The sequence below is a fragment of the Paraburkholderia sp. RAU2J genome (genome assembly GCF_003634845.1).
In the GTDB taxonomy this organism is placed as follows: Bacteria; Pseudomonadota; Gammaproteobacteria; order Burkholderiales; family Burkholderiaceae; genus Paraburkholderia; species Paraburkholderia fynbosensis.
This window is the reverse complement of record NZ_RBXG01000001.1, coordinates 2238720-2251279: the sequence shown is the minus strand read 5'-3', so window position 1 is coordinate 2251279 and position 12560 is coordinate 2238720. Positions and strand designations below refer to the sequence as shown.

General features: G+C 66.2%; 9 protein-coding genes. 5 read left to right on the top strand and 4 right to left on the bottom strand.

Going from position 1 to position 12560, the window contains the following annotated elements:
* The first annotated feature begins 285 nt into the window (after positions 1-285).
* The gene (metG, locus tag B0G69_RS10315; protein WP_121316784.1) at positions 286-2418 is read left to right on the top strand and encodes a methionine--tRNA ligase; all 2133 of its coding nucleotides are present in this window, start codon (positions 286-288) and stop codon (positions 2416-2418) included.
* Positions 2419-2554: 136 nt separating this feature from the next.
* Here metG and B0G69_RS10310 read toward each other — a convergent pair whose 3' ends face one another.
* Positions 2555-6982 carry a translocation/assembly module TamB domain-containing protein gene (locus B0G69_RS10310; RefSeq protein WP_121316783.1) on the bottom strand — a complete coding sequence of 1476 codons (4428 nt, stop codon included), beginning with the start codon at positions 6980-6982 and terminating at the stop codon, positions 2555-2557.
* A 28-nt stretch (positions 6983-7010) separates the two neighbouring features.
* Positions 7011-8846, bottom strand: a complete 1836-nt coding sequence (locus B0G69_RS10305) for an autotransporter assembly complex family protein (RefSeq protein WP_121316782.1) — start codon at positions 8844-8846, stop codon at positions 7011-7013.
* A gap of 226 nt (positions 8847-9072) precedes the next feature.
* On the opposite strand from B0G69_RS10305, the gene B0G69_RS10300 reads away from it, so the two are divergent.
* Both B0G69_RS10300 and B0G69_RS10295 read left to right on the top strand, forming a co-directional pair.
* Entirely contained in the window at positions 9073-9258 is a 186-nt protein-coding gene (locus B0G69_RS10300; protein ID WP_121316781.1) for a DUF3460 family protein, read from the top strand.
* Between the two features lie 16 nt (positions 9259-9274).
* On the top strand, positions 9275-10150 hold the full coding sequence (locus B0G69_RS10295; protein WP_121316780.1) for a ScpA family protein: 876 nt from the start codon (positions 9275-9277) through the stop codon (positions 10148-10150).
* Positions 10151-10237: 87 nt separating this feature from the next.
* Here the strand turns inward: B0G69_RS10295 and B0G69_RS42680 are convergent, their stop codons facing one another.
* A complete protein-coding gene (locus tag B0G69_RS42680; RefSeq protein WP_277873530.1) occupies positions 10238-10372 on the bottom strand; it encodes a hypothetical protein in 135 nt (44 codons plus the stop codon).
* Between B0G69_RS42680 and panC the strand changes: the two genes are divergently transcribed.
* Positions 10362-11195 (top strand): pantoate--beta-alanine ligase, encoded by an 834-nt coding sequence (panC, locus tag B0G69_RS10290; RefSeq protein WP_121316779.1) that lies wholly within the window; start codon positions 10362-10364, stop codon positions 11193-11195. The genes B0G69_RS42680 and panC overlap by 11 nt on opposite strands.
* Before the next feature lie 43 nt (positions 11196-11238).
* The gene (gene panD / locus B0G69_RS10285) at positions 11239-11625 is read left to right on the top strand and encodes an aspartate 1-decarboxylase (protein WP_007175926.1); all 387 of its coding nucleotides are present in this window, start codon (positions 11239-11241) and stop codon (positions 11623-11625) included.
* 151 nt (positions 11626-11776) lie between these two features.
* Here the strand turns inward: panD and B0G69_RS10280 are convergent, their stop codons facing one another.
* Positions 11777-12415, bottom strand: a complete 639-nt coding sequence (locus tag B0G69_RS10280) for a ParA family protein (RefSeq protein ID WP_121316778.1) — start codon at positions 12413-12415, stop codon at positions 11777-11779.
* Positions 12416-12560 lie beyond the last annotated feature (145 nt).

The window sequence follows — 12560 nt, the reverse complement described above, 5'->3', positions numbered from 1 at the left end:
GAAAATCTCGCACGGGAACGAAAAAAATTTCGAACTCTGCCGAAAATCCGCGGTCTGTCTTTACGGTACGTGGCTGGCGAAGCCGCCGCGTCACCATTCTCCTCTTGTCGTTGTTGCTCCGGGGTTTAATCACCCCGGTTTTTTTTTGCGCGCACGGCATCCCCCGCTTTTCGCGCGCTTGCGCGCCGCGACCCACCGGCCCCGCGCCCGCGCGGCCCATCCCGCGCAGGGCGGCCGCCCTGCTAGAATCAACGTTTCGTCCCACCGCAGGCTCCCACCACCCTTATGTCAGCACCCGCCACCGATCTCGCCGCAGGCGCGCCGTCAGGCCATCGCCAGATTCTCGTCACGTCGGCCCTTCCGTATGCGAACGGGCAAATCCATATTGGCCACCTGGTCGAATATATCCAGACGGACATCTGGGTCCGGACGTTGCGAATGCACGGGCACGAGGTCTACTACGTGGGCGCCGACGACACGCACGGCACGCCGGTCATGCTGCGCGCGGAACAAGAAGGCCTCACGCCGAAGCAGCTGATCGACCGCGTCTGGCAGGAACACAAGCGCGATTTCGACAGCTTCGGGATTTCGTTCGACAATTATTACTCGACCGATTCCGAAGAGAACCGCGTTCTCAGCGAAAACGTCTATCTGGCCCTCAAGGAAGCGGGCCTGATCGAAGCGCGCGACATCGAACAGGCGTATGACCCGGTCAAGGAAATGTTCCTGCCGGACCGTTTCATCAAGGGCGAATGCCCGAAGTGCGGGGCGAAAGACCAGTACGGCGACAGTTGCGAAGTATGCGGTTCGACGTATCTGCCCACCGAACTGGTCAATCCGTATTCGGTCGTCTCCGGCGCCACGCCGGTCCGCAAGACGTCGACGCATTACTTCTTCCGTCTGTCCGACCCGCGCTGCGAGAATTTCCTGCGCGCGTGGGTGGGCGGCCTGGCGCAGCCGGAAGCCACCAACAAGATGCGCGAGTGGCTCGGCGACGCGGGCGAAGCCAAGCTCGCCGACTGGGACATCTCGCGCGATGCGCCCTACTTCGGCTTCGAAATCCCGGGCGCGCCGGGCAAGTATTTCTACGTGTGGCTGGACGCGCCGGTCGGCTACTACGCAAGCTTCAAGAACCTCGCCGAACAGCGCGGCCTCGATTTCGACGCGTGGGTTCGCCAGGGTTCGAAGGCCGAGCAGTACCACTTCATCGGCAAAGACATCCTGTATTTCCACACGCTGTTCTGGCCGGCCATGCTCGAATTCTCGGGCCATCGCACGCCGACCAACGTGTTCGCGCACGGCTTCCTGACCGTGGACGGCGCGAAGATGTCGAAGTCGCGCGGCACCTTCATCACCGCGCAAAGCGTGATCGACACGGGCCTGAATCCGGAATGGCTGCGCTATTACTTCGCGGCCAAGCTGAACAGCACGATGGAAGATCTCGACCTGAACCTCGACGACTTCCAGGCGCGCGTGAACAGCGACCTGGTCGGCAAGTACGTGAACATCGCGAGCCGTGCGGCCGGTTTCCTGATCAAGCGCTTCGACGGCCGCGTGCAGGACAGCGCGATGCAGCACCCGCTGCTCGCCACGCTGCGCGCCGCCGTGCCGCAAATCGCCGCGAACTACGAGGCGCGCGAGTACAACCGCGCGCTGCGTCAGACCATGGAGCTGGCCGACGCGGTCAACGCATACGTCGACACCGCCAAGCCGTGGGATCAGGCGAAAGACCCGGCGAACGCGGTCGCGCTGCATGAAACCTGCAGCGTGAGCATCGAGGCGTTCCGCCTGCTGTCGCTCGCGCTGAAGCCGGTGCTGCCGAAGCTGGCCGAAGCGGTCGAAGGCTTCCTCGGCATCGAGCCACTGGTGTGGGCCGACGCGAACGTGCCGCTCAGCTCCGCACGTCCGATCAACGCGTACAAGCACCTCATGACACGTGTCGATCCGAAGCAGGTCGAAGCGCTGCTCGCGGCCAACCGCGACTCGCTGCAAGCCGCGCCGGAAGCGGCCGCGCCGGCCGATGCGAAAAACAAGGCGAAGGCCGCGAAAGCCGCCGCCAACCACGACGACACCGCCGGCGTGATCTCGATCGACGATTTCGCGAAGATCGACCTGCGCATTGCGAAGATCGTCGACTGCAAGGCGGTGGAAGGCTCGGACAAGCTGCTGCAACTCACGCTCGACGTCGGCGAAGAGAAAACCCGCAACGTGTTCTCGGGCATCAAGTCGGCGTATCAGCCGGAGCAACTGGTCGGCAAGCTGACGGTGATGGTCGCGAACCTCGCGCCGCGCAAGATGAAGTTCGGCCTGTCCGAAGGGATGGTGCTGGCGGCGTCGGCTGCGGACGAGAAAGCCGAACCGGGTCTGTACGTGCTCGAACCGGATAGCGGCGCGAAGCCCGGCATGCGCGTGAAGTAACGCGCGGCGGCCTCGCTCGCGGCGTTCGGCGCTGCGGGCTTGCATGAAAAAACGGCACGCCTTTCAAAGCGTGCCGTTTTTTATTCGGCGGGTGGCGATGCGCGCGGCCGCATTCCACGTCATCGGCGCAACCGCGTCACCACAACGACTTGAACCGGTCGAAGCGCCGCGTGTACAGCACGTCGGCCCCATAGAACGTGCCGCCGTAAGCGACCACCGACCAGTAGCGCGTCAGGTTGACGGTCGCCTTGATCGCATTGCTCGCCGATTGCAGCCCTTGCTCGTAGCCGATCACGAGCCACTCGTTAATCGCCTTCGACACCATCACCACCTGCGGGTCGGTTAGTCCGACATCGCTTCGGCCGATCGAAAACTCGTCGAGCCCGACCGTCTCCGCGATTCGCTTGCCGGTCGCGCTGCCGAGCAGCGCGAGCGCGGTCGTCATTGTGCTTTGCTGGCCCAGGTTGTTGCCCTGATCCGTGCCATGTCCGAACAGCAGCCACGAGAGCTTTTCGTTGTCCGGCACGCTCGGCTCCGACACCAGCCGCGCCACCGGCGACTGAACCGTGCCGGTCACCTGCACGCCCGCCTCGACCTGCTGGTTGCGGCGCATCGCCAGAATATTGATGCCGGGGTTCGTCACCGGACCGTTGAACGTGAAGAAACCATTCTCGATGGTCAGCTTGCGGCCGAACGCGGTATAGGTCGAACCCTGCGTGACGCGCACGTTGCCGACCGCGCGCAGCGGCGTGTTCGGCGCGCTCATCGCGGTGATCGTGCCGGTCAGGCCGAGATCCGCGCCCTGCCCGCGGAAGCGGAAGTTATTGCCAAGGCTGATGTCGATATTGGCGTGCGGCGTGAACGGACCGACCGGCTGGGTGCCGCCCGCCACCGGTCGTGGCCGGCCGCCTGACGTGGTGCCGTCCGGGCGTACGATCACGACGTCGTCGCCGAGACTCGGCGCGGCCTGCTCCGGCAGGTCGAACAGCGCGTGGTCGACAACGAATTTACCGTTGATCGCCATCCCGCGCTGCGCGCCGCCGTTGGCGATGCTCGCGCTGCCCGTCAGCGACAGGTTGCGATCCGGCGACGCGAACAGTTCGAGCTTGTCCGCGACGATGCTCGCGGTCAGGTCCGGCTCCGCGCTGTCCAGCCGCACACGCCCGGTGGCGCGCAGCGTGCCGCTCGCGCCGCGGAACTCGACCTGCTGGAAGTCCACCAGATTCTCCGACAGCGCGATGCGCACCACGCCGTCCTTCAACTGCACGCCCTGGTCGACCATCGTCGCGGACAGGCCGTCGCCGACCAGCGAGCCGGTCAGGCTCGGCTTGGCGACCGTGCCGCCGAGCGCGAGCTTGAGCGCAAGATGGCCGTCGAGCAGATAGCTCGGGCCGAGCAGGCCGCCGGTCGTTCTCAGCGACGGCACGTTCGCGTTCACGCTGCCGGACAGCGCGCCCTCCGGATTGAAGGTCAGCAGGCCGTCGCGCATCACCAGCGTGGTGTGCGCGTCGGCATCGATGCCGCCGAGCCGGCTCGCCTGTGCGTGCAGCGTCGCGTTGAGCCGGTTGCTGCCGCTGAATTCGGCGCGCGCGCTGATATCTGAGATGCCCGTCGACGCGAGCCCGCGGCCGATCTCGACCGTGACGTCACCGCTGCGCCGCCGCAACTGGATGTGGCCGCTCGCCGTGGCGCCGAGCGAGAAATCCCAGTCGCCGTCGAACACCAGATCGGTTCTGACGGCCGGCGGCTCGCCGGTGATCTCATGGCGCAACTGCTGCAAACGCGCGAGCGAAATGTCGGTCAGGCTGCCCGCGGATTGGATTTTGCCGTGGTCGAATGCGAACGACTTCAGACTCAGCACCGAGCCTTCGAGCGTCAGCCGCGTCGCGCCGAGCGTCAGGCGGTTCGGCGCGGCGCTCACCGCAAGCGGCGACTCGAGATTGAACGCCGGCGTGCCGCGGTTCTGCAGACGCGTCACGCTGCCGTCCCAGCGCGTGCCGTCGCGCGCTTCGGTCAGCTTGCCGTTGGCGGCGAGCGTCAGATCGAGCGGCCGGTCCTGCAGCTTGCCGGTTGCCGCCGCTTCGAACGTGTGATTGGCGCGCGTGCCGGACAGGCGCGCGGTGAGCGTGGTCAGGTCGACGCCGCCCGCGCTGAGATTGCGCGCGTCGGTGGTGAAGGCGAGCGCGCCGTTTGCGCCGTCGCGCAGCTCGGCGCGTCCTTCCGCATGGCCCACGCGGTTGCTGCCGAACACCACGCTGTCGGCCTTGTAGCTCAGCGTGACGTTCGGGTGCGCGAACGAGCCGGTGACGTCGCCATCGGCGGCGATGAGCCCTGCGAGGCCGAAACCGAGCCGCTCGAGCTGCGGCGCGTCGACGCGAAACCGCAGCCGGTCACCGCTCGCGCCGAAGCTGCCCTGCAAATCGACCTGGTTGCCCGCCACCGACAGATTCGCGCGGCTCGGCAGAATTCGCGAGCCGGCCAGCTGAATCGTACCGCCGCCGGTCAGCGGCAGATTGTCGTAGACACTCGGACCCAACTTGAATTCGGCCTTGGTCGTGAAGACGGGACCCAGCACGCCGGCTGCCGTGAGCGTGCCGTTCACTCGCGCTTCGATCTTGCGCGCGGCAGGCGCGGCGCGTGTGGCGGCATGAGTGGCGGCGCGAGCCGGCGCGGGCGTCCTGCGCTGCACCACCTCGGTCTGCACCGCGGCTTTGGCGGTGTTTTTCGCTATCGCGGCGGCCTGGTCGCCCGGCGCCGCGCTCCTTGCGCCGGCGGTGCTGCCGGCTAGCGCCGCCGCCTGCGCGGTGCGCGCGCGCTGAGCGCCGCTCGCCGCGGGCGCCGGCCCCGCGACCGGCGTGCGCGACGGCATCTGCGAAGCCAGCGTCAGCGGGTCGAAATCGGTCAGTTGCGCTTTCAGGTTGTAGGTGGAATTCGCGTCGTGCTTGAGCGCGCCGGACAAATCGATGCGCCCGCGTCCCGACGTGATGCGCAGGTCGTTGAAGCTCATCCGGGCGGGATCGAATGTCACTTTGCCCTGGGCACGCAGCGCCGCGCGCGGATCGGCGAGATCGAGCGTGAGGCTCTGGATGTCGTCGTTCAGGCGGATGCCGATGGTCCCGGCGAGTTGCGTGGGCCGCACCGTCGCTTGCAGCGCATTCAGGTCGAGCCCGGCTACGCGCAGATCGAACTGCCCGCGCCGGCCGGTCAACGCGCCGCCGCCGGTGATCGTCGCGTTGCGGACGATCCGCACGTTCAGGTTCGAGATGCGCTGGGCCTGGGCGTCGAGCCGCACATCGGCGTTGGCGTCGATCAGCGGCAGCAGGTTCTGGTCGATCGCACCGGGTTTGGCATTGACGATCGATACGTGGCCGGCAACCGCGAAGCCTGCGGCGCCGGTTTGCGCGGCGTCGTGTTTGCCGTGGCCGGTGGCGTGGTTCGCCGTCGCGCTGCCGCCTGGAACGACGGCGCTGGCCTGTCCCGGTGCGCCGCCCACCGCGCCGCTGGCGGCATCCGTCGCACCGCTCGCACGACCCGCGACCGTCCCGCTGGCAGCGCTCGCCCCTGCGAGACCGACCGCGCCCGGGACCCCCGCCTCATCCTGCCCCACCGGCTGCAACTCCGCGCGCACGGCCAGATCGGCCAGCGGCGCGCCGGGCGCGAAGGCTTGCGGATTGACATGGTCGAAGCTCAGCGTCGCACGTTGCAAGGGCACCGCGGCGAACGGCGTAGCCTCGACCCGCGCATGGCCGGCGAGCTTCATACCGGTGGCGTCGAGCTCGGCGACAAGCTGTTCGAGCGAGCCGCCCAGATGCCCGCCCACCTCCACCGCCTCGTTATTGACCTTGCCCGAATAGCCGACCTCGCCGGTGAGCGGAAACGGCCGCACGCCGTCGAGCTTCGCCGACGCGGTCACCGCGCCGAACGGGGTATCGAGCCGCTCGATGGCGGCCTCGTGATGGCGTCCGTCGCTGCGTCCATGAAATGCGAAGCGCGACAGCTCGGTGGTCGATGCGCCCTGGTGCAGCAGCAGCTTGTCGACCTGCACGTCGCGCACGTCGAGCTGCATCGGCAAGCGCAGGTCCTGCGGCAGCTTCAGCGGTTCACTGCTGCTCGACGACGACGCGCCGATCCGGGCGTCGATCGTGCCGACATGCAGGTAGTCGATCGTGAAGCGCCACGGTTCGCGCGCGAGCGCCCAGCGGCCGGCGACGCGATCGATCTGGATGTCGGTGCCGCTGCCGTCGAGGCTGCGCCAGCGTACCTGTCGCAGTTGCACGCCGTTCGCGAGCGTGCCGCCCTCCAGCGTGCCGCCCAGCCGACCGTCCAGCAGCCTGACCGCCGCCTGCCACGCATAGGCGGTGCCGCGCTCGGTGGTCAGCGCGCCATACAGCAGGCCGACCGCCAGCCCGACCAACAGCACCAACACCAGCACCGTCGAGACGAACGTTTTCAGCAGCACGCGGCCGAGCCGATGCCTGCGCGGCGGCGGCTCGGGCGGCGGCTGTCCGGGCGGATTGGCGCCGGGCGGCTGCGGGTTGGGCGGGTCGGCTGCGTCCGTGGTCATGCGCAAATCATGTCAAAACAGGTTTTCATCAGAAGGCGATACCGAGCGTCAGATAAGGCCGCACGCGGTTGTCACGGATCCCATAAGCGATATCGACATTGACCGGGCCGACCGGACTGCGCCAGCGCGCCCCGATGCCGACGCCCGGATAGAAGACTTTTTCACCCCAGGTGTCGGTGGCGGTGCCGATGTCGAAGAACGCGGCCGCGCCCCAGTCGTGCGAGAACCAGTGCTGATACTCGGCCGCCGCCGTCACGAGATATTTGGTGGGCAGCACCGAACCGCCGACGTTGTTGCCGATGCTCTGGAAACTATAGCCGCGCACCGAGTTCGATCCGCCCGCCCGAAACAGCAGCGACGCCGGTATGCCGCTCGACGGACCGCTCGTGAACACGCCGCCGAGCTCGGCGCGGATCAGCACGATGTCGTCCTTGCCGATCGGCAGGTATTGCTGGCCGCGCGCGTAGCCGCGGATAAAGGTCTGATCGGTCAGCACACCCTTGATCGCGAAGCCCGCCTCGGCGTGAATCAGATTGCCTCTGCGCGGGAACAACGGGTCGTCCGTGTCGCGCCGGGTCCAAGACCACGCGGGCACCAGCGCGCGCGCCGTGGAGGGCGGGGCCGTGTTCTGGTCGAGCCGGTCCTGGTAGTACAGCAGCGAGTAGTTGTAGTCGAGGAACTGTGACGTGCGGGCGCGCTGCACGCCGCCCCGGATGCTATAGATGCGCGTGTCGGACACGTCGGTGGTGGTGTAGGACGCCAGCACGCTGTTGGTCCACCCGCGCAGCCCCGGGGGCATCGAGAGCTGGATTTGCCCGTATTTCTGGGTCTGGTCCGCGCGGCCTTCGACGGTGAACGGCCATGCCTTGCCGAACGTGTTCAGATAGCTGTACGAGCCCTGGACGAGGGGGCCATTATCGGTCGAGTAGCCCACCCCGCCGCGGAAAGCATGAAACGGAAATTCCGAGACCTTCACATGGACTGGTGTGTTGATTGGCTTGGTCGGGTCGTTATCCAGGTCGATCGCGACGCTCGCGAAGTACGGCGTGTTCTGCAACTGCCGCTGCAATTCGGCGACGCGGCGCGTGTCGTAGATGTCGCCGGGCGCAATCGGATTGACGTTGTGGACGATCCGCTCGGGATAGCGCCGCGTGCCCGATACGTCGAGTTCGCCCATCGTGAAGGTCGGCCCGCTTTCGTAGGTGACCGACAGTGTCGCCTCATGCGTGCGCGGATCGACCCGCGCCTCGGAGTGATAGATCTTCGCGGCCAGATAGCGGCGCGAAGAGAGGACTCTGAGCGACGCGTTCTTGGCGTCGTCCCAGGCGCTCTGCGAGAACGGCTCGCCCTCATGCAGCGAAAATGCGGAGCGCGTGGCTTTTTCCTGCTCCGGGTCTTCGGTGAGCACCGCGCCGCGAAACGTCAGCGTCACCGACTTGACGATGGTTTGCGGGCCCGGATCGACGTTGACCGTGACGCGCCGTGTGTCGTCGACGGTACGCACATCCGTGCTGACGACCGGCGTGAAGTAGCCCTGCGTCGCGGCCAGATCACGCACCTGCTGCGGCGTGGCGGTAATCAGGAAGGCGAACTGGTCGGCGCTGACGTCGGGGCGAGTGGCGAAGCGGGCAATGTCCAAGTGTGCTTCGAGCAGCCGGCGCAGCGAACGCGGCGTGGCCACGACGTCGACCTTGTAGCTCGCCGCCGCGCGCGCGGCGTGCGCGTCGCCGGCCGCCAGCGTCAGCATGACGATCCCGAAAGCCAGCCACGCGCGCAGCCGGCACAGCACGGACGCCGCACGTCCGCGCCGCGAGCCGGCCTTGCCGCGCCGCAGACGCGGCTTGTCGATCGCACCTCCCGCCAAACGGGACCTCCCAGCCATGATTGATGATTTTTCCCGCCTGGCCGCGCGGCGGCCGTGGCATGCTATTTGACCACATCGGCGCAGGCCGCGAGATCTCAAAAAGGGCCAATCTCGCCGTTTTTCGACCGCGCGCGGCGCATGCGGTAAAATTCCGAAATAACGGCGCTGCGCCTTGCCAGGTTCCTGCCGGGCAGCCGCCCACTCACCCACCCACGGACGTCGAGCCATGTATCAATCGGACATCACCCAGTTCCTGAACCAGCTCAAGCAACAGAAGCCCAATCTGGAAGCCGAGCAGCGCCGCGGCCGCGCGCTGCTGTGGGACAAACAGCCGATCGATCTCGAAGAACGCGCCGAGCAGAAAGCCTCGCGCGTGGAACAGACGTCTTACTCGTACTATCAGAACTTCTAAGCGCCCCATCGCCGCGATGACTCACGCCGACGAGGTACACGGCCCCGCGCCGGCCCCCGCCGACGCCGCGCTGGCCGCGCCCGCCACCGACTCGACGACCGACACCGTCGACGGCATCGCATTCGCGCGTCTGTATGGCGAACCGCTGTTCAAGCTGCCGACCGACCTGTACATCCCGCCGGACGCGCTCGAGGTGTTCCTCGAAACGTTCGAAGGACCGCTGGATCTGCTGCTGTACCTGATCCGCAAGCAGAACTTCAACGTACTCGACATCCCGATGGCGGACGTCACGGTGCAATACCTCGGTTACGTCGACCAGTTGCGCCAGACCAATCTCGAACTCGCGTCCGAATATCTGCTGATGGCCGCGATGCTGATCGAGATCAAGTCGCGCATGCTGCTTCCGGTGAAGAAGGCCGACAGCGGCGAGGAAGCCGAAGATCCCCGCGCGGAACTGGTGCGCCGCCTGCTCGAATACGAGCAGATGAAGCTCGCCGCGCAACGCATCGACCAGTTGCCGCAACTCGGGCGCGACTTTCTGCGCGCCGAGGTCTACATCGAGCAGAGCATCACGCCGCGTTTTCCGGACGTGAACAGCGAGGACCTGCGCAGCGCCTGGGCCGATGTGATCAAACGCGCGAAGCTCGTGCAGCATCACAAGATTTCGCGTGAGGAGCTGTCGGTGCGCGAGCATATGAGCTCGATCCTGCGGCAACTGCAAAACGCGCGCTTCATCGAGTTCTCCGATCTGTTCGACACCAGCAAGGGCGTGCCGGTCGTGGTGGTGAACTTCATCGCCGTGCTCGAGCTGTGCCGCGAGTCGCTCGTCGAAATCACCCAGGCGGAGCCGTTCGCGCCGATCTATGTGCGGCTCGCCTATTTGCCGGCCTGACGCCGTCAATGCCACGCGCGCCGGAGCCGCTTGCGCCGGCGCACCGGCGGCGGCTTCACGAGCTTGCCTCGTTTCGGTGCGCCAAGCTCACAAATCCACTACAATCCCGCGCTTCAAACCCGTCATCGTCAATGAGACGGCGGCCCGCGCGATGCCCTGAAGCCTTGCGCCAACCGAGTCGCGCGCCGCGCGAGGAAATCCCTGTCCGATCATGAAAGTCATTAGCTCGATCCATGAATTGCGCGACCAGTTGCGCGGCCAGAATCGCACGGCCTTCGTGCCGACCATGGGCAACCTGCACGAGGGCCATCTGTCGCTGATGCGCCTCGCGCGCCAGCACGGCGACCCGGTGGTGGCGAGCATTTTCGTCAACCGGCTGCAGTTCGGCCCGAACGAAGACTTCGACAAATACCCGCGCACGCTCGAAGCCGACATCGACAAGCTGCAGAAGGAAGGCGTCTACGTGCTGTTCGCGCCGACCGAGCGGGATCTGTATCCGGAGCCGCAGGAGTATCGCGTGCATCCGCCGCACGATCTGGGCGACATCCTCGAAGGCGAATTCCGGCCGGGCTTCTTCCAGGGCGTGTGCACCGTGGTGATGAAGCTGATGTCGTGCGTGCAGCCGCGCGTCGCGGTGTTCGGCAAGAAGGATTACCAGCAGCTGATGATCGTGCGCCGCATGTGCCATCAATTCGCGCTGCCGACCGACATCATCGCCGCCGAAACCGTGCGCGATGCCGACGGCCTCGCGCTCAGCTCGCGCAACCGCTTTCTGCAGGCCGCCGAACGCGCCGAGGCGCCAGCGCTGGCCGCCGAACTCAATCGCGTGCGCGACGCGGTGCTGTCAGGCGAGCGCAACTTCGCGAAACTCGAACAGGCGGCGATGGCGGCCCTCGCCGCGCGCGGCTGGCAGCCCGATTACATCGCGGTGCGCAAGCGCTCGGACCTGCTGCCGCCCGGCGCGCAGGACGCGAACGCGGAACTGGTCGTGCTGGCCGCGGCCAAGCTCGGCGCGACCCGTCTGATCGACAACCTCGAAATCTGAAGCCGTCACCGAAAGCCGTCACTGAAGCCATACAGGATTGGTCATGCAACGCAACATGCTGAAATCGAAAATCCACCGCGTCGCGGTCACGCACTGCGAACTGCACTACGAAGGTTCGTGCGCGATCGACGAAGATCTGCTCGAAGCGGCGAACATCGTCGAAAACGAACGGATCGACATCTGGAATATCAACAACGGCGAGCGTTTCTCGACCTACGCGATCAAGGGCGAGCGCGGCAGCGGCATGATTTCGCTGAACGGTTCGGCCGCGCGGCGCGCGCAACTGGGCGATCTGGTGATCATCGCGGCCTTCGCGGTGGTCGATGAAGCGGAACTGAAAGCGGGCTGGAAGCCGGACCTGGTGTTCGTCGACGACAACAACAGGATCAAGGGCAGCCGCGATCATGTGCCGACGCAGAACTGGACCTGAGCGGGGCGGTCGTTCGTCTCTTTTCGGTCGGCAGGTTGTGGGTTTGCTTTGCACGCGCGTTGCTTTTTGACGCGCGTTTTCATTTCACCGACATGCGCCCGAGATTATGCAAGCGCGTGGTGAGCGGGCGGCCATAGCCGCCTGCTCCGCCTCAACCCTTGCGCGCGGCCCCATTCGTCCATTCGACGATCGGCTGCCACTGCTCGAGGTCCTTCTCGACACGGCTTTTCGCGACATCCCACAGGGTCAGCCCATGGGCCGCCAGTTGCACGTAGTTCTGCGTGTCGCGCAGAAAGCCGAGCACCGGCAGCTTGAGGCCCTCGACAAAGCGATGCAGTTGCTCCGCCGAACGCGTGCGCGCATCGACGCGCATGCCGACCACGCCGACTTCGATCGCGCCTTTCCTGACCGCTTTTTCCTTCGCGAGCCGCTCGAGAAAATCCTGGGTGGCAAGAATATCGAACATCGACGGCTGCAGCGGCACGATCACCTTGTCGGCCAGATCCAGCGCGATGCTCAGGCGATGGCCGTGGAGGCCCGCCGGCGTGTCGATGACCGCATGCTCCAGGCCTTTCGGCGGTTTGGCCGGCGCGTCCTGGTTGACTTCCCATGTCTCGATGGCCGGCAACGTGTCGGGCCGCAATGCCAGCCAGGCGTGCGCGGACTGCTGCTTGTCCAGGTCGGCAAGCGCCACCCATTCGCCGGCCGCGGCGAAATAGCCGGCCAGATTGGTCGCAAGCGTGCTCTTACCCACGCCGCCCTTTGGATTCGCCACCACGATCACCGTCATGAATGCTCCCGGAAAAGAAGGCTGGTCGCCGCCAGCCGGTTTGCCGCGCGATTGCTTATTGCTGTGACTTGCGCCGGCGGGTTCCGATCCGTACCGTTTTCGGGTTCGCCCGCCGATCCAGGCGTTGATAATATCGACAAATGCA

What these genes read in the sequence shown, in the direction of transcription:
- metG (WP_121316784.1), top strand. Translation starts at nt 286, where the DNA reads ATGTCAGCACCCGCCACCGATCTCGCCGCAGGCGCGCCGTCAGGCCAT.
- B0G69_RS10310 (WP_121316783.1), bottom strand. Translation starts at nt 6,982, where the DNA reads ATGACCACGGACGCAGCCGACCCGCCCAACCCGCAGCCGCCCGGCGCC.
- B0G69_RS10300 (WP_121316781.1), top strand. Translation starts at nt 9,073, where the DNA reads ATGTATCAATCGGACATCACCCAGTTCCTGAACCAGCTCAAGCAACAG.
- B0G69_RS10295 (WP_121316780.1), top strand. Translation starts at nt 9,275, where the DNA reads ATGACTCACGCCGACGAGGTACACGGCCCCGCGCCGGCCCCCGCCGAC.
- panC (WP_121316779.1), top strand. Translation starts at nt 10,362, where the DNA reads ATGAAAGTCATTAGCTCGATCCATGAATTGCGCGACCAGTTGCGCGGC.
- B0G69_RS42680 (WP_277873530.1), bottom strand. Translation starts at nt 10,372, where the DNA reads ATGACTTTCATGATCGGACAGGGATTTCCTCGCGCGGCGCGCGACTCG.
- panD (WP_007175926.1), top strand. Translation starts at nt 11,239, where the DNA reads ATGCAACGCAACATGCTGAAATCGAAAATCCACCGCGTCGCGGTCACG.
- B0G69_RS10280 (WP_121316778.1), bottom strand. Translation starts at nt 12,415, where the DNA reads ATGACGGTGATCGTGGTGGCGAATCCAAAGGGCGGCGTGGGTAAGAGC.